Source organism: Rhizobium phaseoli (assembly GCF_003985125.1).
Taxonomy (GTDB): Bacteria; Pseudomonadota; Alphaproteobacteria; order Rhizobiales; family Rhizobiaceae; genus Rhizobium; species Rhizobium phaseoli.
Window position 1 is genome coordinate 148,428 of sequence record NZ_ML133567.1, and the last position, 20,416, is coordinate 168,843.

Below are 20,416 nucleotides of genomic sequence, written 5' to 3' on the forward strand. Positions count from 1 at the left end.
CCTCAGAGATCGAGGACCAGGCGTTCCGGATCTTCCAGGCTTTCCTTGACGCGCACGAGGAAGGTCACTGCTTCCTTGCCGTCGACGATGCGGTGATCGTAGGAAAGCGCCAGATACATCATCGGACGGATGACCACCTGGCCGCCGATGGCAACCGGCCGTTCCTGGATCTTGTGCATGCCGAGAATGCCGGACTGCGGCGCGTTGAGGATCGGCGAGGACATCAGCGAGCCGTAAACCCCGCCATTGGTGATGGTGAAGGTGCCGCCCTGCATGTCGGCCATGGAGAGCGAGCCGTCACGGGCTGCCTTGGCAAGACGGCCGAGGTCCTTCTCGATTTCGGCGATCGACATCTGGTCGGCATCGCGGATGACAGGAACGACCAGGCCCTTGTCGGTGCCGACGGCCATGCCGACATGGCAGTAGTTCTTGTAGATGACGTCGGTGCCGTCGATCTCGGCATTGACCGCCGGCAATTCCTTCAGCGCGTGCGTTACTGCCTTGGTGAAGAAGCCCATGAAGCCGAGCTTGACGCCGTGCTTCTTCTCGAAAATGTCCTTGTACTTGTTGCGCAGGTCCATGACTGCCTTCATGTCCACCTCGTTATAGGTGGTGAGCATGGCGGCGGTGTTCTGCGCGTCCTTGAGGCGCTTGGCGATCGTCTGGCGCAGGCGCGTCATCTTCACGCGCTCTTCGCGCGAGGCATCCTCGACCGTCGACGGGCCGCGCGCAGCGGCGGGCGCTGCCGCCGGGGCGGCTGCCGGAGCTGAAATACCCCTGGCGACGGCAGCAATGACATCGCCCTTCAGCACCTGGCCGCGTTTGCCGCTGCCGTCGACCTGATCGGCGGAAAGGTTGCTTTCGGCCAGCATCTTTGCAGCCGCCGGTGCCGGCGGCATCGTGGAAACGGAAGCGCTCGACGAGGATGCAGCCGCAGCGGCAACCGGCGTCGGCTGAGCGGGAGCAGCCGGAGCTGCCTGGGCAGGAGCGGCGGCCGGCGCGGCGGCAGCGACGGCACCTTCGGCGATCTGGCCGAGCAGCGCGCCGAGACCGACGGTTTCGCCGGCGGCAGCGACGATTTCCGAAAGCGTGCCGGAGACGGGTGCCGGAACTTCGATGGTCACCTTGTCGGTTTCAAGCTCGAGAATCGGCTCGTCGGCCTTGATGGCGTCGCCGACCTTCTTGAACCAGGTGCCGACGGTTGCCTCGCTGACGGATTCACCGAGAGTTGGAACGCGGATTTCTGTGGCCATTGTTCAGATCCTGATTTCGTGTGTGTTCGTTTTAAGCGTTTCAGACGGCGGGCGGCCGCAAGATGATCGAGGGCATCGGCAGGATATCGAAACGGAAACCGAAGCCGGAGGCGATGATCGGATCGCCGTCGGCAAGAGCCCGCGCCGCCGCCTGATCTTCGACTTCGACGACCGCCATGCCGAAGGCGCCTGCACCCTCGAACACCGGACCGACGACGATTGCCGATCCCGCAAGGGCTTGCCGATGCCAGTATTCGACGTGGCGTTTCATCGCCGCCATTTCCTCTCCGGTCCCGTCATGCGGGAAGGTGGGGCGCGGCGGCAGCAGTCTCAGAAAGAAATAAGCCATTGCGCCCCCCTTGATTTCAACCGCCCAAGGCATCCTCGAGGAATGCGGCGAGCTGTGACAGGTGCTTCGACATCAGGCCCGTCGCCGGAGAGGCGGCGGCCGGACGGCCGGTATAGCGGACGCGCTGGTACTTCGCATCGATATGGGCAAGCACCCATTCGAGGAAGGGGTCGATGAACGACCATGCGCCCATGTTCTTCGGCTCTTCCTGGCACCAGACCATTTCGGCATTGCGGAAGCGCGACAGCTCGTTGATGAGCGCCTTGGCCGGGAAAGGATAAAGCTGTTCGACGCGCAGCAGGTAGATGTCGTCGATACCGCGCTTTTCGCGCTCTTCGAGAAGATCGTAATAGACCTTGCCAGAGCACATGACGACGCGGCGGATCTTGCTGTCCTTCTGCAGCTTGATCGGGCCGTCCTTGATCACCTCGGCATCATCCCAGAGCAAGCGGTGGAAGGCGGATTCGCCGGCCAGCTCGGCCAGCGTCGAGACCGCCCGCTTGTGGCGCAGCAGCGACTTCGGCGTCATCAGGATCAGCGGCTTGCGGAAGTCGCGCTTCAGCTGCCGGCGCAGGATGTGGAAGTAGTTCGCCGGCGTCGTGACGTTGGCGACCTGCATGTTGTCTTCCGCGCAAAGCTGCAGGAAGCGTTCCAGGCGAGCCGAGGAGTGCTCCGGACCCTGGCCCTCATAGCCGTGCGGCAGCAGGCAGACGAGGCCCGACATGCGCAGCCACTTGCGTTCGCCCGACGAGATGAACTGGTCGAAGACCACCTGCGCGCCGTTAGCGAAATCGCCGAACTGGGCTTCCCAAAGCGTCAGCGCATTCGGGCGGGCGAGCGAGTAGCCATATTCGAAACCGAGGACGGCCTCTTCCGAAAGCATCGAATTGATGACTTCGTAACGGGCCTGCGTCGGCGCCAGGTTCGCGAGCGGAATGTAGCGTTCTTCGGTCTCCTGATCGTAGAGAACCGAGTGGCGCTGCGAGAAAGTGCCGCGTTCGCAATCCTGTCCGGACAGACGGATCTTGTGGCCTTCGACGACGAGCGATCCGAACGCAAGCGCTTCCGCCATCGCCCAGTCGAGGCCTTCGCCGCTCTGGATCATGTTGGAGCGGTTTTCCATGAAGCGCTGGATCGTGCGATGGGCGTTGAAGCCTGCCGGGATCTCGGAGAGCTTGCGGCCGATCTCCTTCAGCGTCTTCATCGGCACGGCGGTCTTGCCGCGGCGCTGTTCGTCCTGATTGTCGGCCGTGCGCAGGCCGGACCACTCGCCGTCCAGCCAGTCGGCCTTGTTCGGCTTGTAGTGCTGGCCGGCGTCGAATTCCTGTTCGAGATGGGCGCGCCAGTCGGCCTTCATCTTCTCGACTTCGCCGTCGGTGACGAGGCCTTCGCGCACGAGACGCTCCGCATAGAGCTGCAGCACCGTCTTGTGACCGCGGATGACCTTGTACATTTTCGGCTGCGTGAAGGACGGCTCGTCGCCTTCGTTGTGGCCGTAGCGGCGGTAGCAGAACATGTCGAGCACCACAGGCTTGTGGAACTTCATGCGGAATTCGGTCGCGACCTTGGCGGCGTAGACGACGGCTTCCGGGTCGTCGCCGTTGACGTGCAGGATCGGCGCCTCGATCATCTTGGCGACGTCGGATGGATAGGGCGACGAACGCGAGAAGGCCGGGTTCGTGGTGAAACCGATCTGGTTGTTGATGATGACGTGCATCGTGCCGGCGACACGGTGGCCACGCAGACCGGACAGACCGAGAATTTCCGCAATGACGCCTTGGCCAGCGAAGGCCGCGTCGCCGTGGATCAAAAGCGGCAGAACCTTGGAGCGTTCGGACAGCGGAATGATGTCGCCTTCCCATACCGTCGCGCTCATATCCTGCTTGGCGCGAGCCTTGCCCATGACGACAGGGTCGACGATTTCGAGATGCGACGGATTTGCCGTCAGCGAAACGTGCACCTTGTTGCCGTCGAATTCGCGGTCGGAGGAAGCGCCAAGATGGTACTTGACGTCGCCAGAACCCTCGACTTCGTCGGGCGCATAGGAGCCGCCCTTGAATTCGTGGAAGATGGCGCGGTGCGGCTTGCCCATCACCTGGGAGAGCACGTTCAGACGGCCGCGATGGGCCATGCCGAACACCGCTTCCTTCAGGCCGAGATGGCCGCCGCGCTTCAGGATCTGTTCGAGCGCGGGGATCAGCGATTCACCGCCGTCGAGACCGAAGCGCTTGGTGCCCTTGAACTTGACGTCGAGGAACTGCTCGTAACCCTCGGCTTCGACGAGCTTGGCAAGGATCGCCTTCTTGCCTTCGGCCGAGAAAGCCACGCCTTTGTCGGGACCTTCGATGCGCTCCTGGATCCAGGCCTTCTCCTCCGGATTGGAGATGTGCATGAATTCGACGCCGAGCGTCGAGCAGTAGGTCCGCTCAAGGATCTCGATCATCTCGCGGATGGTCGCGTATTCAAGGCCGAGCACGTTGTCGATAAAGATCTTGCGGTCATAGTCGGCAGCGGTGAAGCCGTAATTTTCCGGCGACAGCTCATGATAGTCGTCGACGGCCGCGGCGATGCCGAGCGGATCGAGCTTGGCATGCAGATGGCCGCGCATGCGATAGGCGCGGATCATCATGATGGCGCGGACCGAATCGCGTGTCGCCTGCAGCACGTCAGTGCTGTCGGCGGGCTTGCCCGCGGCTTCGGCCTTCGCCTTCACCTTGGTTTCGATCGCCTTTTCGACGATGCCCCAATTGCCATCGAGAGCCGACACCAGATCGCCGCTGGCCGGCAGCGGCCAGTTCTTCTTGCGCCAGGAAGCTCCCTTGGCTGCCTTCTTCACATCGGCAGGATCCTCCTCCAGCGCCTTGAAGAAGGCGCGCCATTGATCGTCGACCGATGCAGGATCCTCTTCGTAGCGCGCATAGAGCTGCTCGATATAGGCCGCGTTCGCGCCATCCAGAAACGAGGTGATCTGAAACTGCTCGTTGGCTTCTTGCCGTGCCATGGTGATATGCGGACGCTTCCGTCCGCCTCCTGACTTTGATGATTTTGCCGGTTTGATCGCCGGCTGCCGCATTCCGATCGCCGCCTGTCCGCGGCGCATCTGCTCGTCTGATGTTGTCAAGCCGGGCGGAAGGCGCAGATGCCATCCTCCGCCCGGTCGATACGTGGCTTAGCCCTTGAGAACTTCGACCAGCGTCTTGCCGAGGCGGGCCGGAGAGGGCGACACCTTGATACCTGCCGACTCCATTGCCGCGATCTTCGATTCCGCGTCGCCCTTGCCGCCGGAGACAACAGCGCCGGCATGGCCCATGGTGCGGCCCTTCGGCGCCGTGCGCCCGGCGATGAAGCCGGCCATCGGCTTCTTGCGACCCTTCTTGGCTTCATCCTTCAGGAACTGCGCAGCGTCTTCCTCGGCCGAGCCGCCGATTTCGCCGATCATGATGATCGAGGTCGTGGCGTCGTCGGCGAGGAACATCTCGAGCACATCGATGAACTCGGTGCCCTTGACCGGGTCGCCGCCGATGCCGACGGCCGTCGTCTGGCCGAGACCTTCGTTGGAGGTCTGGAAGACGGCTTCATAGGTCAGCGTGCCCGAGCGCGACACAATGCCGACCGAACCCTTGCGGAAGATCGAGCCCGGCATGATGCCGATCTTGCATTCTTCCGGCGTCAGGATACCAGGGCAGTTGGGCCCAAGCAGTCGCGACTTGGAGCGGTCGAGGCGGGCCTTGACGCGCACCATGTCCATGACAGGGATGCCTTCGGTGATGCAGGTGATGAACGGGATCTCGGCGTCGATCGCCTCGATGATCGCGTCGGCGGCGCCGGCCGGCGGAACATAGATGACGGTCGCGTCGGCGCCGGTCTTTTCCTTGCCTTCGGCGACAGTGGCGAAGATCGGCAGGCTTTCGCCCTTTGCGCCGGTCCAGGTTTCGCCACCCTTCTTCGGGTGGATACCCCCGACCATCTGCGTGCCGTAATAGGCAAGCGCCTGTTCGGTGTGGAAGGTTCCGGTCTTGCCGGTCAGGCCCTGAACGAGAACCTTGGTGTCTTTGTTGACGAGAATGGACATGCGAGGCCTTTGTTTAGGAGAGGTTGGAAGACGTGAGGGCGGCGCGACGATAGATACCGCTGACCACCTCCTGCCAAGTATCGCTGCCTGCAGGCGAAAAGCTGACGCCCATCCGGTAGCAGTCTTCATTTTCAAATGTGAATGCAGTGCGCTGTCTGCCGCGCGGCGAAGTCTTCGTCAGCACGAGTTCATTGCCATTCCATTCGCCCGAAGCCGGCGAAGGCGGTGCAAAACCGACGCTATCGAACTGGTAAAGCTTGTAAGCCTGACCCGATCCATCGAAGCCGAAGACATTGCGGGCTTCGAAAGAGACCGCGCCGTCGCGCATCTGGCGATAGCGCTGCTCCAGGAAGAACCCGCCGAACAGCGCCTCGCCGGAAAGCGCGGCGCTGGCCTTGCCTTCACTCGTCCACGCCGACGCCGCCACATGCTCCTCTCCTTCCCAGACACCGGCAAAGGCGCTGAGACGGAAATGAGCGGCGGATGGTGTGGACTGGAAGGCCATGATTGTTCTCAGCCGTTGATCGCCGCGACGATCTTTTTGGCCGCATCGTCCAGATCGTCGGCCGCAGTGATCGCAAGACCCGACTCGTTCAGGATCTTCTTGCCGAGCTCGACATTCGTACCTTCGAGGCGCACGACGAGCGGAACCTTGAGGCCGACTTCCTTGACCGCGGCAATGACGCCCTCGGCGATGACATCACACTTCATGATGCCGCCGAAGATGTTGACGAGAATGCCTTCGACCTTGGGATCGGCGGTGATGATCTTGAAGGCGGCCGCCACCTTCTCCTTGCCGGCGCCACCACCGACGTCGCAGAAGTTGGCCGGCTCCTTGCCATAGAGCTTGATGATGTCCATCGTCGCCATGGCAAGGCCTGCGCCGTTGACCATGCAGCCGATATTGCCGTCGAGCGCGACATAGGCGAGGTCCCACTTGGAAGCCTCGATTTCCTTGGCGTCTTCTTCGGTCTCATCGCGCAGCGCCCGGACGTCGTCGTGACGGAAGAGCGCATTGCCGTCGAACGACATCTTCGCGTCGAGAACGCGAAGGTGGCCATTCTTCATGACGATCAGCGGATTGATTTCGAGAAGCGACATGTCCTTCTCGTTGAAGGCCTTGTAGAGCAGCGGGAAGAGCGACTTGGCGTCTTCTGCGGCAGCGCCGTCGAGCTTGAGGGCGGAGGAGATCTTGGCGACGTCTGCAGCCGTCACGCCGGTTTCCGGATCGATGGCGATCGTCTGGATCTTCTCGGGCGTATCGTGGGCGACGGCCTCGATGTCCATGCCGCCTTCTGTGGAGACGACGAAGGCCACCTTGCCGACCGAGCGGTCGACCAGCAGCGAGCAATAGAGTTCGCGGTCGATGTCGGCGCCGTCCTCGATATAGAGGCGGTTGACCTGCTTGCCGGCTTCGCCGGTCTGCGCGGTCACCAACGTGTTGCCGAGCATGTCCTTGACGTTGGCAACGACGTCCTCGACCGACTTGGCGAGGCGCACGCCGCCCTTGGCTTCCGGCGACAGCTCCTTGAACTTGCCCTTGCCGCGGCCACCGGCATGGATCTGGCTCTTGACCACGTAGAGCGGACCGGGAAGCGACTTGGCGGCCGCTTCGGCTTCCTCAGCCTTGAGGATCGCGACGCCTTCGGCAACCGGCGCGCCATAGCCCTTCAGCAGAGCCTTGGCCTGATATTCATGAATGTTCATGGGTTTATCCCTGTTTCGATTGCTTCAGCGCCCAATTACTTGAGGGCAGGCGCGATATTGATGCAGGCTTCGCAAAGACCGGCGACGGCAGCCACCGACTTATCGAAGGCCTCCTTTTCGGTCTTGTTGAGGTCGATCTCGATGACGCGCTCAACGCCGCCGGCGCCGATGACGGTGGGAACGCCGACATACATGTCCTTGACGCCGTACTGACCGGTGAGATGGGCAGCGCAGGGCAGAACGCGCTTCTTGTCCTTCAGGTAGGATTCGGCCATCTCGATGGCCGAAGCGGCCGGCGCGTAATACGCCGAGCCGGTCTTCAGCAGGCCGACGATTTCGGCGCCGCCGTCACGGGTGCGCTGAATGATCTCTTCCAGGCGCTCCTTGGTGACCCAGCCCATGGTGACGAGATCGGTGAGCGGGATGCCGCCGACCGTCGAATAGCGGGCGAGCGGCACCATCGTGTCGCCGTGACCGCCGAGAACGAAGGCCGTCACGTCCTGGACGGAGACGTTGAACTCCTTGGCAAGGAAGAGACGGAAGCGCGAGGAGTCGAGAACGCCGGCCATGCCGACGACCTTGTTGGCCGGCAGGCCGGAAAACTTCTGCAAGGCCCAGACCATGGCGTCGAGCGGATTGGTGATGCAGATGACGAAAGCATTCGGCGCATACTTCTTGATGCCGGCCCCCACCTGTTCCATGACCTTCAGGTTGATGCCGAGAAGATCGTCGCGGCTCATGCCGGGCTTGCGCGGAACGCCGGCGGTGACGATGCAGACATCGGCGCCTTCGATCGCCGAATAGTCGCTGGCGCCGGTCAGGTTGGCATCGAATCCTTCGACCGGGGAGGACTGTGCGATATCGAGGCCCTTGCCCTGGGGAATGCCGTCGGCAATGTCGAAGAGAACGATGTCGCCCAACTCCTTCAGGCCGGCGAGATGCGCCAGCGTGCCACCAATCATGCCAGAACCAATGAGTGCGATCTTGTTACGCGCCATTTCGCTGTTTCCTTTGCGATCAAATTCGTCGAACGACGCTAAGGCACCGCTCAATGACGCAATCGCATAGACCCAAAGCCTAAAAATGGCAATCCATTAATTTTGATGCAGCATTTTCAATCGTTTAGATACTAAAATTCTTACGTAAACGTAAGATAAACTGTCACCGGATTGTTACTCGGCGGCCCGTTTCTCATGGTGCAGCGCAAGATATTCCGTGCTGCGCATTTCGAACAGGCGCGATGCCGTGCGGTCAAATTCGAAGCCTTCCGTGCCCCGGCGGTGGACGAGCAGTTCCTCCGGCATCGCAGCCGCCGAGATATAAAGTCGCACGGCGTGATCGTAGAGCGTATCGACCAGAATGATGAAACGCTTGATCTGGTTCCGCTTCTCCGGCCCGAGCAAGGGAACGTGATCGAGAAAGATCGTATCGAAGCGTTCGGCGATGGCGAGGAAATCGGCCGCTCCAAGCGGCTTCTCGCAAAGATCGGCGAAGGAGAACCGGGCCATGCGGTCGGCGGCAAGCGGCACATGGATGGATCGCCCCTTCATCGGAATGTCGAGCGGCTGCGCCTTGCGCCCATGCAGCGCCTGCGTCCAGGACGCCTCCATCGCCATGTCGTTATGATCGTTGATCGGAACGAGATAGACGGGCTGGCTGTTCAGCTTCTCCATCCGGTAGTCGGTCGGCGAATCCAGTGTGACGACATCGACATGCTGTTTCAGCAGTGCGACGAAGGGCAGAAACAGACCGCGATTGAGACCGTCCCTGTAGAGATTATCGGGCTCGACATTCGACGTTGCGACAAGCACGCATCCTCGCGCGAAGAGCTCGGAAAACAGCCGCGACAGGATCATTGCATCGGCAATGTCGGTGACGGTGAACTCATCGAAGCAGAGCAATTCCGCTTCCTCGTAAAGCGCTGCGGCCACCGGCGGCATCGGATCGGCCTGCTTCGTCTCACCGTTCTTGAGCTTCAGCCGGTGGGCGGCGATGCGGTTGTGCACATCCGCCATGAATTCGTGGAAATGCGCCCGGCGCTTCTTCTTGCACGGCGCCATCGAGAAGAACATGTCCATCAGCATGGTCTTGCCGCGTCCGACACTGCCGTGGATATAGAGCCCCTTGATGCTGCCTGCGGCTTTCTTCTTTGAGGCAAACAGCCAACCGAGCGCGCTCGATTTCGCCGCCGGTCGTTGCTGTTTCAACCCAGCGAGCACCCGATCCAGGCTTTTGGCCACATCCATCTGGGCGGAATCGACTTGCAACGCACCGGAAAGCGTCAGCGTTTTAAGCTGTTCGCAGACGCTGAGCGCATAATCTGGCATTGGCTGCATGAGGGGCATGTCCGCCTGTCAGTCACCGGCGGGGCGCCGCCGGATCGTTTACCGCTCCGGTTCCTTTACCGGCTGAGGCTGATCGGCTGACCTGTATTCGTCTGGCCCTGGAAGCGATTGTCGGCCGTCTTGTAGACGCTGCCGATCGCGTTGCCCGAGCGATCCTTGAGCAGAACCTGCTTACCGGCAACCTCCCACGAACCCATCGCCGTCAGCTCGCCGACGCAGCCGCGTGTGCCGCCGCGCGAACCGCTGCCGAGATTGGTGAGCGTCAGGAACATGTCGCAGCTGCCGTTGACGCGCCAGCTTCCGACCATCGATTCCTTCGTGACGTCGAGCGCATTCGCCGCGACAGCCGGCTGCGCACCCGGCATCGACGAAGCCGACGCCGGCGCGGCCGGGAACTGCGAGCTGCCGGTCGGGGGCGGAAGTTGCCCACCTTGCACGGAAGGAACTGGCTGCGCCGTCAGTGGCGCCGGCGCGGCACTGGGAGAGTTGGAGCTGTAATCATATGCCGTACGCTGACAACCGGCTAGCGCGAGAGTCACTACCAAACCTGTCATCGCATATCGCAACTGCATCATCATACTCCTGAATTCGGCTGTCGCCGCAGAGAAAAGGGCGTGAGACAATTTCGATTACCGTAATTCGCTTTGGTTAATCAAGTCGGACTGCATAAATTGCCCGTAACAACACCTAATCGAAAAACGATACAGTTCAACTGCTCCGGTACAAAACTTCCTGCACGTAGAATTTGTCAGCAAGGTGTTGCGCGCGCCGATCTCCGTCGGGGTCCCGGCTGAACTCCCGCGATATCTCCGAATAACGCTGGAACGCGTTGCTGAGAAAAGATTGCACCAGCATCGGCGGCAACCCCTCTCCCATTTCCCGCGTCTGCTTTTTGACCTGTACGAGATCGAGTATCGCCGTGCGAAGGTCTGAGGCGATCGAGATCGCCTCGAGGCATTCCAGCATATTCATCGGCGGCAGGGCCTGAAACGAACGCTGCCGCATCCATTCGAAGGCGATGGCCGGGCGCACGGCATAAAGGAGCTTCTTCAGCTTGATCGCTCCCTCTCCCTGACTCTGAAAATGCTGCCGCAGGAGCCCGACATAATGGGCGGCGACCTTTTCCGGCACCATGATGAGATCAAGCAGCCCGCCGAGACGCGAACGAAAGCCGACTTCCTCTTCATAAGCGATCGGCGATTTCAGCCATTCGACCACGACCGCGTTTCCCTTGAGCGCAAGCCGCAACGCCTTTCGCAAATCCCAACCGCCCGTATCGATATCGCCAACAATTGGAAACTCTATGACATCGCGCGCCGCAGAAAGGGCGAGATGATGCTCGACGGGACGGATGTAGACGAAGCGGCAATCATAATCGCTGTCGGGAGAGGGAAATCCCCAGGCGCGGCTGCCGCTTTCAATCGCAAAACCGATTCGAATGCCCGGCTCGCGCACCGCAGTGAGCTGCGACCTGATTTCTCTGACGGCTTCCGGATCGAAACCGTCTATTGCGCCATCGGCATGCACCGCGATCAGACCCGGCGCTCAACCATCATCTTCTTGATTTCGGCGATTGCTTTGGCCGGGTTGAGGCCCTTGGGGCAGGTCTGCGCACAGTTCATGATCGTGTGGCAGCGATAGAGGCGGAACGGATCCTCGAGGTTGTCGAGACGCTCGCCGGTCGCCTCGTCTCTGGAATCGATCAGCCAGCGATAGGCCTGCAGCAGCACGGCCGGGCCGAGATAACGGTCGCCGTTCCACCAGTAGCTCGGACAGGATGTCGAGCAGCAGGCACACAGGATGCATTCATAGAGGCCGTCAAGCTTCTGCCTGTCCTCATGGCTCTGCTTCCATTCCTTGGCCGGCGTCGGCGACACCGTCTTCAGCCAGGGCTCGATCGAACGATGCTGGGCGTAGAAGTTGCTGAGATCGGGCACAAGATCCTTGACGACGGGCATATGCGGCAGCGGATAGACCTTCACCGCGCCCTTGATATCGTCGAGACCCTTGGTGCAGGCGAGCGTGTTGGTGCCGTCGATATTCATCGCGCATGAGCCGCAGATGCCTTCGCGACAGGACCGGCGCAGCGTCAGCGTCGGGTCGATCTTGTTCTTGATGTAGAGCAGGCCATCGAGCACCATCGGGCCACAGTCGTCGACATCGATGTAAAAGGTATCGATCGACGGGTTCTGGCCGTCATCCGGGCTCCAGCGGTAGACGCGGAACTCGCGGGTGTTCGTCGCACCCGCCGGCTTCGGCCAGACCTTGCCTTCGCGCATCTGCGAGTTTTTGGGGAGAGCGAGTTCAACCATAGTAAGATCCTAGTTTGCCGACAGGAATTCTGTCTTCACATAACCCTTGCAACCGCCGAACACAGCGTTGCTGGCACGAACGAAGGCCACTGCACCAGAACGTTCTAAAACCTCTGCTTTAGTCCCGGGTTTGACTATGCAAGCGAGGTCCTTGGACATGAACTGGTTGCCGACAACCAGGGAAGTATGGGCAGCTTTGGCCGCGTTGGCCGAATTCCACACTCCGACTTCGTTACTGACGGCGGCACCGACACCGCCCGGAGCCCGCAGCTTGTAGCGATCAGCCGCCGAGACAGAGGACGACACCGTCAATGTAACCGCGACAATTGAAAGAAGGATAGCGTTTCTCATCTTAATAGACGCGCGCCTTCGGCTCGATCTTGTACGGATCGATGCCCTCGGCGATCAGCTCGGTGTGCACCGGCCGGTAATCGAGCTTGACGTCGCCTGCGTCGTTGACCCAGGCAAGCGTATGCTTGCGCCAGTTGACGTCGTCGCGGCCGGCGAATGCGCCCTCGGTATAATCCTCGCGGGCATGCGAACCGCGGCTCTCCTTGCGGGCCTCGGCGCCGTAGATCGTCGTGATGGCGTTGGCCATCAGGTTCTGCAGCTCCAGCGTTTCCACCAGATCCGAGTTCCAGACCATCGACCGGTCTGTGACCTTGATGTCGCGCATTTCCTGCCAGATCGCCGAAATGCGCCGGCAACCGGATTCCAGCGATTCCTGCGTGCGGAAGACGGCGGCGTCTTCCTGCATGGCGCGCTGCATCTTCTCGCGCAGTTCAGCCGTCGGCGTGCCGCCGCTGGCGTGGCGCAGACCATCGAAGCGGTCCATGATCTTGTCGCAGGCCGCAACGTTGAGATGCGGGACCGGCGCTGCGCGGTCGATCACCTCGCCGGCGCGGATCGCGGCAGCACGGCCGAAGACCACGAGGTCGATCAGCGAGTTGGAGCCGAGGCGGTTGGCGCCGTGCACCGAGGCGCAGCCTGCTTCGCCCACAGCCATCAGGCCGGGGATGATCCGCTCGGGATTGGCGCCGTCGGCGTTCAGCACTTCACCCCAATAATTGGTGGGAATCCCGCCCATATTGTAATGGACGGTCGGCAGAACCGGGATCGGCTCGCGCGTGACGTCGACGCCGGCAAAGATCTTGGCGCTCTCGGAAATCCCCGGCAGCCGTTCGTGCAGAACCGCCGGATCGAGATGGTCGAGATGCAGGAAGATGTGATCCTTGTTCTTGCCGACGCCGCGGCCTTCGCGGATCTCCAGCGTCATGCAGCGCGATACCACGTCGCGCGAGGCAAGATCCTTGGCCGAAGGCGCATAACGCTCCATGAAGCGCTCGCCCTCGGAATTGACGAGGTAGCCGCCTTCGCCGCGCGCGCCTTCGGTGATCAGACAGCCCGAACCGTAGATGCCGGTCGGGTGGAACTGCACGAATTCCATGTCCTGCAGCGGCAGGCCGGCGCGCGCCACCATGCCGCCGCCGTCGCCGGTGCAGGTATGGGCCGAGGTCGCCGAGAAATAGGCGCGGCCGTAGCCGCCGGTCGCGAGCACCACCATCTTGGCGGCAAAGCGATGGATCGTGCCGTCATCGAGGCACCAGGCGACGACGCCGGTGCAACGGCTGCCGTCTTCCGACATGATCAGGTCGAGCGCAAAATATTCGATGAAGAATTCGGCGTTGTGGCGCAGCGACTGGCCGTAGAGCGTGTGCAGGATGGCGTGGCCGGTCCGGTCGGCGACGGCGCAGGTGCGCTGCACCGGCGGGCCTTCGCCGTAATTCTGCATGTGGCCGCCGAACGGACGCTGGTAGATCTTGCCTTCCTCGTTGCGCGAGAACGGCACGCCGTAATGTTCGAGCTCATAGACCGCCTTCGGCGCTTCCATGGTCAGATACTGCATGGCGTCGACATCGCCGAGCCAGTCGGAACCCTTGACCGTGTCGTAAAGGTGCCACTGCCAGCTGTCCGGCGTCATGTTGCGCAGCGAGGCGGCGATGCCGCCTTGCGCCGCGACCGTGTGCGAACGGGTCGGGAAAACCTTGGTGATGCAGGCGGTGCGGAAACCCTGTTCGGCCATGCCGAGTGTCGCGCGCAGCCCGGCGCCGCCGGCGCCGACGACGATCACGTCGTACGAGTGATCGACATAGTTGTAGGCCTTGCCATTCTGGGCGGGTGAAGTCGGTGCCATAGCGAGCTTATCCTACGAATGCGATTTTCAGAATGGCGAAGAGACAGAGGCCGGCGATGACGATCGCGAAGAAGGTGTTCAGCATCAGCAGCGCGATCTTGCCGAACTCGCCATGCACGTAGTCCTCGATGATGACCTGCATGCCGAGCTTCATATGGATGACGCCCGAGATCACCATCAGACCCATGACCACGGCGACGAACGGGTTCGACAGCGCGCGGACCACATCCGCATAGGGCGCGCCGGCATAGGCGATCATGAAGATGACGAAGAACAGGATCAACGGAATGTTGGAGACGGCGGTCAGCCGCTGACGCCAGAAATGGCTGGTGCCTTCCTTGGCGGAGCCGAGCCCGCGAACCTTGCCGAGGGGGGTGCGCATATCCATGAGAGGACCTTCAGAAGCGAATGAGGAAGCCGACCACCCAGACCAGTACGGTCAGACAGAGCGACCCGATGATGTTGGCGATGGCGAGCTTGGTCGAGACTTCCTTCTCGAAGCCGTAGCCGAGATCCCACATGAGATGGCGGAAACCGCCGAGCATGTGGTGCAGCAATGCCCAGGTATAACCGAGCAGCACGAGCTTGCCGAGAAGGCTGCCGAGTACCCAATTCGCCCAATCATACGACGCTTGGCCGCTTGCCGCCGCGATCAGCCACCAGGCGACGAGCAACGTGCCGACATAGAGCGCACCGCCGGTAATGCGGTGGACGATGGACATGACCATGGTGGGAATGAGTTTGTAGACTTGCAAATGCGGCGACAGGGGCCGGTTATTTGTCACGTTCGCCATCAGAACCTCGCGGCGGCTTCTCTGCGCTCCCGGTTTTCGGAGCATGCTCAGTCAACCACACGAATGACAAAATTCTCTGTGTGCGTTGCATCAATTGCGACGTTTACTCACCGCAAAGCCCGACGACAAGCACAATCGCTGTGAGCCTTTAATTTAATCGATTCGGGTTACCGCGAAGTTTCCGGACGGGAGAAGCTCCGGAGAAGCTGCGAAGCGCCTTTCCGCCCGGAATTGCGTAAGAACAGAAGGTTAGAGCGGTTCTGCGCTTCGGCGAAAAGCGGAACCGCGCCACCGAAACTGGTCTTTTCGGCTCAATATTCATGCCGTTCTTTCCAGGCGCATGGACAAGCCACGGCTTTTGGCGCAATCTGGCGTTAACGATTTGTTAACGATCAGGAATCCCGGAGGCCGGCATCCATGTTTCGCAGTCTGTCTGCAGTCGCCCTGCTTGCGCTCGCCGCGCTTGTCGCCTTGCCTGCCGCCGCCGGCGAGCGCCGTTTTGATCATCGCTTCGGCGATCACCGTTTCCTTGGCCACCGCCACGCCTTGCACAACGGCTTGCTTCTCGGACAACGCCTTGGCTGGCGCGATCGCGGCATCCGTTTCGACAATGCCTATATTCGCCGACACGACAGGGGGCGGATGCCGTTCCTGAAACAGTTTTCGTCCCCCGCGACAAATCGTGTCGCCCGCAGCAGCCTGGTCATCTTCGCGCCCCAGCCGCCGGGTGGCGACAGCGGCGACACCTATGCCGGCTCCTATGCCTATCACATCGATGGCGGGACTTATGTCGGCGGCAATGGCTACGGGTATTATCCGGCCGCACGGCTCGCGCCCCAGGCGCCGAAAGCGAAGGTCATCGACGTCGCCGTCCAGGACGATCCCTGCAGCTACGAGGCCAATGTCTGCGTGATCCGGCCTTAAGACCTTAAGCCGAAGCGCCAGACCGTCGTCTTCTTGATTTCGCTGTCCTCCAGCGCCCGCGTCACCGGTACCTGATAGGCCGCACAGAATTCCAGCTGCTCGCGTGGCAGATAGCTTCTCCCGGGATCGCCGACCAGAACCAGTATGTCTTGCCCCGTCAGCCTCGTCAGCCAGGGAACGAGCGCTTCGGCGAAGGCACGGTCATAGAAGACGTCGCCGGCAAGCACGATATCGGCGTCGACATCCTGTCCGATTAGGTCGGCGCCGGTAAATCCGAGAAAAACGCCGTTCGCTTTGGCGTTCAGCCGGATCGCCGTCTCCGCCCAGGGATCGATATCGGCGGCCGTCACCTCACGCGCACCGGCCATCATCGCGGCAATGCCGACGAGGCCGGAGCCGCTGGCAAAATCCAGCACGCGCTTGCCGCGCACCATCTCCGGGTGATCGAGGATGTAGCGTGCCAATCCCTGTCCGCCCGCCCAGGCGAAAGCCCAGAAGGGCGGCGGCAGGCCGATCGCTTCCAGCTCCTCCTCGGTCTTCAGCCAGAGCTCATGCGCCTCGCTGGCGAGATGAAGCGAAATCTCCGGCACATGCGGCGGCGCCATCAAACTGGTGTTGGCGCGGATGAAGGTTTCAGGATCGGTTTTCAACGCGGGGGATTGTCGAGCCCGCCCATGCGGCAGACTTCGGCCCATTCGTCATCGGTCACCGGCTGCACGGAAAGGCGCATGGAGGTAACGAGCGACATCTTGGACAGCGTCTCGTTTGCCTTGATGTCCTTCAGGGTCACCGGCTTCGGCATGTCCATGACGGCGCGGATATCGACGCAATCCCACTTCGGATCACCCTTGGCGGTGGAATCGGGATGCGACAAGGCGCAGACTTCGACAATGCCGACGATCTCCAGCCCGTCATTCGAGTGGTAGAAGAAGCCTTTGTCGCCCACCTGCATCGCCCGCATATTGTTACGCGCCAGATAGTTGCGCACACCGGTCCATTCCGTGCCCTTGTCGCCGGCGGCCTTCTGCTGCTCCCAGGACCAGGAGGCGGGTTCTGATTTATAGAGCCAATGCGCCATGATTACGCTTCCGGTTTATTGAAGACCCAGTTGTAGGCCTTGACCTCGACGCTTTCGAACAGCCCGGCCTTGGCGTAAGGGTCGGCATCGGCGAGCGCACGTGCCGCCTCTTTCGATTCCGCTTCCACGATGATCAGGCTGCCGCAGGCCTTACCCTCGTCATCGAGAAACGGACCGGCGATCTTCAGCGTGCCCTTGGCATTCAGCCTGTTTAGATATTCGAGATGCGTCGGCCGCGTATCCATGCGCACGTCCAAATGTCCCGGCTTGTCCTTGCAGAGCAGGGCGAAAAGCATGTCTGTTCTCCTATTCGGTGGTGATGGGACGCGTCATCAACTGCTCGATGGCATCCGATATTTCGAGCCTGCCATCGATGATGGCGGAAACGGCGTCGGTGATTGGCATGCTGATCGAAAGCGCCGCGGCAAGCCGCGAGGCGACCGAGGCAGCAAGCGCGCCTTCCACCAGCGCGCCGTGCAGCGGATCAGCCTTCTCGCCGCGCCCGAGCGCAATGCCGAAGCGCAGATTTCGTGATTGATGGCTTGTTCCCGTCAGCACCAGATCGCCGAGACCGGAAAGCCCCCGCACGGTATCCGCCTGGCCGCCTTTGGCGACGACGAAACGCGACATTTCCGCAAGCCCGCGGGCAATCAGCGCCGCGCGGGCGGATTCGCCGATGCCGCGGCCCTCGACGATGCCGCAGGCGATTGCCAGCACATTCTTCAGCGCACCGCCGAGCTGGACGCCGATACGGTCATCGGAGGCGTAAAGCCGGAAGGTCTGGCCTGATATCGCTTGGGCGAGCCGCTCGGCAGTCTCCATATCGGCCGCCGCGATCGCCATCGCCGTTGGCAAGCCTTTGGCGATATCGGCCGCAAAGCCCGGACCGGAGAGCACCGCCACCGGATGGTCCGGCAGTTCCCGCTCCAGCATGTCGGTCAACAGATTGCCCGTTGTCCGCTCGATGCCCTTGGCACAGGTGACGACAACGGCATCCCGAGATAGATAAGGGCCATATTGCCGCGCCGCATCGGCCTGGGCCTGCGATGGCATCGCAAAAAGCACGATGGAGGCGCCGGCAATCGCCTCCGCCTCGGCGGAAAATTCGAGCAATTCCGGCAGGGCAATGCCGGGCAGCACGGCATCATGCAGACGCTCGGCCTTCAGATCGGCCATCAGCGAGGGATTGCGTCCGACGAGTATCACCGGGTTGCGGCCGGCAAGGGCGATGACGGCGGCAAGCGCCGTTCCGAAAGCGCCCGATCCGATGACGGCGATCCTTTCGCTCATGCCTTGGCTCCTCTCTTTCCAAAGCCGATCAGCCTTTCCGCATTGGCATCGAGCGGCCAACGCGAGCGCGGCTGCACGTCGAGCGCATCCGGCGCAACACCTATGGCCATCCGCTCCAGCCCCGCCCAGGCTATCATCACCGCATTGTCGGTGCAGAGGCTGAGCGGCGGCGCAATGAAGCGGAAGCCGTTCTTGTCGCAAAGCCCCTGCAGCGTCGCCCGCAGTTCGAGATTGGCGGCGACGCCGCCGGCAACAACAAGCGCCGGCGTCTCTGCGATCGAAGGGAACTCCCTCTTGAACCGCTGCAGACCGCGGCCGATGCGGTCCTTCAGCGTGCGCGAAATCGCCCGCTGGAACGAGGCGCAGATATCCGCCACGTCCTGGTCGCTGAGCGGCGCGATCTCCTGCGCCGCCTGCCGCACCGCCGTCTTCAAGCCGGAGAAGGAGAAATCCAGCCTTGCCTCGCCGACCAGCGGCCGCGGGAAATCGAAGCGACCGGCATTGCCATCCCGCGCCATCCGTTCCACCGCCGGGCCGCCGGGATAGGGCAGGCCGAGCAGTTTCGCCGTCTTGTCGAAGGCTTCGCCGAGCGCATCGTCGATCGTCGTGCCCCAGCGCTCGTAATCGCCGACGCCGCGCACCAGGATGAGCTGCGTATGACCGCCGGAGACGAGCAGCATCAGATAGGGAAAGGAGAGCCCGTCGGTCAGCCGCGCCGTCAGCGCATGACCCTCGAGATGGTTGACCGCATAAAGCGGCTTGCCGGCGGCCTTGGCGATCGCCTTGCCGGTCATCAATCCCACCAGCAGCCCACCGATCAACCCCGGGCCCGACGTCGCGGCGATAGCGTCGACATCGGCTAGCGACACATTGGCGCGCATCAGCGCTTCCTCGATCAGCTCGTCCAGCGCCTCGACATGAGCGCGCGCGGCGATCTCCGGCACCACCCCGCCATAGGCGCTGTGCTCGTCGAGCTGGGAAAGCACGACGTCGGAGAGTATCCTGGCATGGCCCTCCGCATCGCGCTCGACGACAGCCGCGGCGGTCTCGTCGCAGCTCGTCTCGATGCCAAGGATGCGCAGAAAGGGAACCATAAGGCCTGTTCGTTCATTGCGATGGGGCCGAAACCCGTTTACGAGAACTCCGGTAACAACGGAACAGAGCGGATGCAAACAAAACCTTTCCGGATCGGCACGCGGGGCAGCCCGCTGGCGCTCGCCCAGGCGCATGAGGCCCGCGACAGGCTGATGGCGGCGCATCACCTGCCTGAAGAGATGTTCGAGATCGTCGTGCTGTCGACCAAGGGCGATCGCATCACCGATCGGTCGCTGGCCGAGATCGGCGGCAAAGGCCTCTTCACCGAGGAGCTCGAACAGAAACTTGTCTCGGGCGAGCTGGATTTCGCCGTGCACTCCGCCAAGGACATGCCGACGCACCTGCCGGACGGCCTGCATCTCTCTGCTTATTTGCCGCGCGAGGATATCCGCGACGCCGTCATCGGCCGCACCGCGCCCAAACTGATCGACCTGCCGCATGGCGCCACCGTCGGCTCCTCGTCGCTGCGCCGCCAGGCGTTGATCCGCCGTATGCGACCCGACATCAACGTCATAATCTTCCGCGGTTCGGTCGAAACCCGGCTGCGCAAGCTCGAAGAAGGCCAGGTGGATGCGACGCTGCTGGCGCTCGCCGGCCTCAAGCGCCTCGGCAAGGTCGAAGTGCTGACCGATATCCTCGATCCCGACACCTTCCCGCCGGCGCCGGCGCAAGGAGCGATCTGCATCGAAAGCCGGATCGGCGATACGAGGATCGACGATCTGCTGGCGGCGGTCAACGATGCCGCGACCTCCGACACCGTCTCCTGCGAACGCGCTTTCCTCGCCGCCCTCGATGGTTCCTGCCGCACGCCGATCGGCGGCTATGCCGTCTGTGAGGGCGACCTCATCCGCTTCTCCGGCCTGATCATCACGCCCGATGGCCGCAGCCAGCATGCGGTGACGACCGACGGACACCGCCGCGATGCGGCCGCCCTCGGCACCCGCGCCGGCCAGGACGTGCGCGCAAGGGCCGGCAGCGCCTTCTTCGACGACTGGCACTGAAA

The 20,416-nt window shown here is 62.1% G+C and carries 22 protein-coding genes; 2 read left to right on the forward strand and 20 right to left on the reverse strand.

Translation table 11 applies throughout. The features are described 5' to 3' along the window. Nucleotides 1-2: 2 nt before the first annotated feature. The 15 genes from odhB to sdhC all read right to left on the reverse strand — a co-directional run bounded on the left by odhB (nt 3) and on the right by sdhC (nt 15,026). Nucleotides 3-1,253, reverse strand: a complete 1,251-nt coding sequence (gene odhB, locus EFD56_RS06310; protein ID WP_126904957.1) for a 2-oxoglutarate dehydrogenase complex dihydrolipoyllysine-residue succinyltransferase — start codon at nt 1,251-1,253, stop codon at nt 3-5. Between the two features lie 40 nt (nt 1,254-1,293). Beyond that, a complete protein-coding gene (locus EFD56_RS06315; protein ID WP_037117975.1) occupies nt 1,294-1,602 on the reverse strand; it encodes a YciI family protein in 309 nt (102 codons plus the stop codon). A 16-nt stretch (nt 1,603-1,618) separates the two neighbouring features. Then, entirely contained in the window at nt 1,619-4,603 is a 2,985-nt protein-coding gene (locus EFD56_RS06320; RefSeq protein WP_037118018.1) for a 2-oxoglutarate dehydrogenase E1 component, read from the reverse strand. A 168-nt stretch (nt 4,604-4,771) separates the two neighbouring features. Next, on the reverse strand, nt 4,772-5,674 hold the full coding sequence (gene sucD, locus EFD56_RS06325; RefSeq protein WP_016736377.1) for a succinate--CoA ligase subunit alpha: 903 nt from the start codon (nt 5,672-5,674) through the stop codon (nt 4,772-4,774). Between the two features lie 13 nt (nt 5,675-5,687). Continuing rightward, nucleotides 5,688-6,179, reverse strand: a complete 492-nt coding sequence (locus tag EFD56_RS06330; protein ID WP_010004599.1) for a DUF1579 family protein — start codon at nt 6,177-6,179, stop codon at nt 5,688-5,690. 8 nt (nt 6,180-6,187) lie between these two features. Continuing rightward, complete coding sequence (sucC, locus tag EFD56_RS06335; protein ID WP_126904958.1) at nt 6,188-7,381, reverse strand: ADP-forming succinate--CoA ligase subunit beta; 1,194 nt, start codon at nt 7,379-7,381, stop codon at nt 6,188-6,190. Between the two features lie 35 nt (nt 7,382-7,416). Then, entirely contained in the window at nt 7,417-8,379 is a 963-nt protein-coding gene (mdh, locus tag EFD56_RS06340) for a malate dehydrogenase (protein ID WP_004679265.1), read from the reverse strand. Nucleotides 8,380-8,553: 174 nt separating this feature from the next. After that, complete coding sequence (zapE, locus tag EFD56_RS06345; RefSeq protein ID WP_126904959.1) at nt 8,554-9,717, reverse strand: cell division protein ZapE; 1,164 nt, start codon at nt 9,715-9,717, stop codon at nt 8,554-8,556. Between the two features lie 65 nt (nt 9,718-9,782). Continuing rightward, complete coding sequence (locus tag EFD56_RS06350; RefSeq protein ID WP_012485487.1) at nt 9,783-10,298, reverse strand: protease inhibitor Inh/omp19 family protein; 516 nt, start codon at nt 10,296-10,298, stop codon at nt 9,783-9,785. Between the two features lie 136 nt (nt 10,299-10,434). Continuing rightward, nucleotides 10,435-11,253, reverse strand: a complete 819-nt coding sequence (locus EFD56_RS06355) for a nucleotidyltransferase domain-containing protein (protein ID WP_245440576.1) — start codon at nt 11,251-11,253, stop codon at nt 10,435-10,437. A 5-nt stretch (nt 11,254-11,258) separates the two neighbouring features. Continuing rightward, nucleotides 11,259-12,038: a succinate dehydrogenase iron-sulfur subunit gene (locus tag EFD56_RS06360; protein WP_004679254.1), complete on the reverse strand. Its 780-nt coding sequence runs from the start codon at nt 12,036-12,038 to the stop codon at nt 11,259-11,261. A gap of 9 nt (nt 12,039-12,047) precedes the next feature. Further along, complete coding sequence (locus tag EFD56_RS06365) at nt 12,048-12,389, reverse strand: succinate dehydrogenase (RefSeq protein ID WP_126904961.1); 342 nt, start codon at nt 12,387-12,389, stop codon at nt 12,048-12,050. A 1-nt stretch (nt 12,390) separates the two neighbouring features. After that, a complete protein-coding gene (gene sdhA / locus EFD56_RS06370) occupies nt 12,391-14,232 on the reverse strand; it encodes a succinate dehydrogenase flavoprotein subunit (protein WP_126904962.1) in 1,842 nt (613 codons plus the stop codon). A gap of 7 nt (nt 14,233-14,239) precedes the next feature. Further along, nucleotides 14,240-14,620, reverse strand: coding sequence for a succinate dehydrogenase, hydrophobic membrane anchor protein (gene sdhD, locus EFD56_RS06375; protein ID WP_010020712.1), 381 nt, complete (start codon nt 14,618-14,620; stop codon nt 14,240-14,242). Nucleotides 14,621-14,630: 10 nt separating this feature from the next. Then, nucleotides 14,631-15,026 carry a succinate dehydrogenase, cytochrome b556 subunit gene (sdhC, locus tag EFD56_RS06380; RefSeq protein ID WP_037117968.1) on the reverse strand — a complete coding sequence of 132 codons (396 nt, stop codon included), beginning with the start codon at nt 15,024-15,026 and terminating at the stop codon, nt 14,631-14,633. Between the two features lie 417 nt (nt 15,027-15,443). Here sdhC and EFD56_RS06385 point away from each other — a divergent pair, with 417 nt between their 5' ends. Next, the gene (locus EFD56_RS06385; protein ID WP_064819182.1) at nt 15,444-15,950 is read left to right on the forward strand and encodes a hypothetical protein; all 507 of its coding nucleotides are present in this window, start codon (nt 15,444-15,446) and stop codon (nt 15,948-15,950) included. On the opposite strand, the gene EFD56_RS06390 is transcribed toward EFD56_RS06385, so the two are convergent. Genes EFD56_RS06390 through tsaD form a run of 5 tightly spaced genes read right to left on the reverse strand, consistent with a single transcriptional unit; the run spans nt 15,947 to nt 19,412 of the window. Beyond that, nucleotides 15,947-16,600 (reverse strand): class I SAM-dependent methyltransferase, encoded by a 654-nt coding sequence (locus EFD56_RS06390; protein WP_037117967.1) that lies wholly within the window; start codon nt 16,598-16,600, stop codon nt 15,947-15,949. The genes EFD56_RS06385 and EFD56_RS06390 overlap by 4 nt on opposite strands. Beyond that, on the reverse strand, nt 16,597-17,028 hold the full coding sequence (locus tag EFD56_RS06395; RefSeq protein ID WP_004679247.1) for an EVE domain-containing protein: 432 nt from the start codon (nt 17,026-17,028) through the stop codon (nt 16,597-16,599). Before EFD56_RS06395 ends, EFD56_RS06390 begins: the two co-directional genes overlap by 4 nt. A gap of 2 nt (nt 17,029-17,030) precedes the next feature. Beyond that, the gene (locus EFD56_RS06400; protein ID WP_126904963.1) at nt 17,031-17,324 is read right to left on the reverse strand and encodes a YciI-like protein; all 294 of its coding nucleotides are present in this window, start codon (nt 17,322-17,324) and stop codon (nt 17,031-17,033) included. A 10-nt stretch (nt 17,325-17,334) separates the two neighbouring features. After that, nucleotides 17,335-18,318, reverse strand: coding sequence for an NAD(P)H-dependent glycerol-3-phosphate dehydrogenase (locus EFD56_RS06405; RefSeq protein WP_126904964.1), 984 nt, complete (start codon nt 18,316-18,318; stop codon nt 17,335-17,337). Continuing rightward, nucleotides 18,315-19,412 carry a tRNA (adenosine(37)-N6)-threonylcarbamoyltransferase complex transferase subunit TsaD gene (gene tsaD / locus EFD56_RS06410; RefSeq protein ID WP_085743434.1) on the reverse strand — a complete coding sequence of 366 codons (1,098 nt, stop codon included), beginning with the start codon at nt 19,410-19,412 and terminating at the stop codon, nt 18,315-18,317. The genes EFD56_RS06405 and tsaD overlap by 4 nt, the downstream gene beginning before the upstream one ends. Before the next feature lie 72 nt (nt 19,413-19,484). On the opposite strand from tsaD, the gene hemC reads away from it, so the two are divergent. Further along, complete coding sequence (hemC, locus tag EFD56_RS06415; protein ID WP_085743435.1) at nt 19,485-20,414, forward strand: hydroxymethylbilane synthase; 930 nt, start codon at nt 19,485-19,487, stop codon at nt 20,412-20,414. The last annotated feature ends 2 nt before the right edge of the window (nt 20,415-20,416 follow it).

Bases quoted from the DNA above. Each gene is read 5' to 3' on its own strand.
- tsaD (WP_085743434.1), bottom strand. From the start codon at position 19,412: ATGGTTCCCTTTCTGCGCATCCTTGGCATCGAGACGAGCTGCGACGAG.
- sucC (WP_126904958.1), bottom strand. From the start codon at position 7,381: ATGAACATTCATGAATATCAGGCCAAGGCTCTGCTGAAGGGCTATGGC.
- sdhC (WP_037117968.1), bottom strand. From the start codon at position 15,026: ATGGCGAACGTGACAAATAACCGGCCCCTGTCGCCGCATTTGCAAGTC.
- EFD56_RS06360 (WP_004679254.1), bottom strand. From the start codon at position 12,038: ATGGTTGAACTCGCTCTCCCCAAAAACTCGCAGATGCGCGAAGGCAAG.
- odhB (WP_126904957.1), bottom strand. From the start codon at position 1,253: ATGGCCACAGAAATCCGCGTTCCAACTCTCGGTGAATCCGTCAGCGAG.
- EFD56_RS06350 (WP_012485487.1), bottom strand. From the start codon at position 10,298: ATGCAGTTGCGATATGCGATGACAGGTTTGGTAGTGACTCTCGCGCTA.
- EFD56_RS06395 (WP_004679247.1), bottom strand. From the start codon at position 17,028: ATGGCGCATTGGCTCTATAAATCAGAACCCGCCTCCTGGTCCTGGGAG.
- EFD56_RS06330 (WP_010004599.1), bottom strand. From the start codon at position 6,179: ATGGCCTTCCAGTCCACACCATCCGCCGCTCATTTCCGTCTCAGCGCC.
- sucD (WP_016736377.1), bottom strand. From the start codon at position 5,674: ATGTCCATTCTCGTCAACAAAGACACCAAGGTTCTCGTTCAGGGCCTG.
- sdhA (WP_126904962.1), bottom strand. From the start codon at position 14,232: ATGGCACCGACTTCACCCGCCCAGAATGGCAAGGCCTACAACTATGTC.
- sdhD (WP_010020712.1), bottom strand. From the start codon at position 14,620: ATGGATATGCGCACCCCCCTCGGCAAGGTTCGCGGGCTCGGCTCCGCC.
- EFD56_RS06365 (WP_126904961.1), bottom strand. From the start codon at position 12,389: ATGAGAAACGCTATCCTTCTTTCAATTGTCGCGGTTACATTGACGGTG.
- EFD56_RS06385 (WP_064819182.1), top strand. From the start codon at position 15,444: ATGTTTCGCAGTCTGTCTGCAGTCGCCCTGCTTGCGCTCGCCGCGCTT.
- hemC (WP_085743435.1), top strand. From the start codon at position 19,485: ATGCAAACAAAACCTTTCCGGATCGGCACGCGGGGCAGCCCGCTGGCG.
- EFD56_RS06405 (WP_126904964.1), bottom strand. From the start codon at position 18,318: ATGAGCGAAAGGATCGCCGTCATCGGATCGGGCGCTTTCGGAACGGCG.
- zapE (WP_126904959.1), bottom strand. From the start codon at position 9,717: ATGCAGCCAATGCCAGATTATGCGCTCAGCGTCTGCGAACAGCTTAAA.
- mdh (WP_004679265.1), bottom strand. From the start codon at position 8,379: ATGGCGCGTAACAAGATCGCACTCATTGGTTCTGGCATGATTGGTGGC.
- EFD56_RS06315 (WP_037117975.1), bottom strand. From the start codon at position 1,602: ATGGCTTATTTCTTTCTGAGACTGCTGCCGCCGCGCCCCACCTTCCCG.
- EFD56_RS06400 (WP_126904963.1), bottom strand. From the start codon at position 17,324: ATGCTTTTCGCCCTGCTCTGCAAGGACAAGCCGGGACATTTGGACGTG.
- EFD56_RS06320 (WP_037118018.1), bottom strand. From the start codon at position 4,603: ATGGCACGGCAAGAAGCCAACGAGCAGTTTCAGATCACCTCGTTTCTG.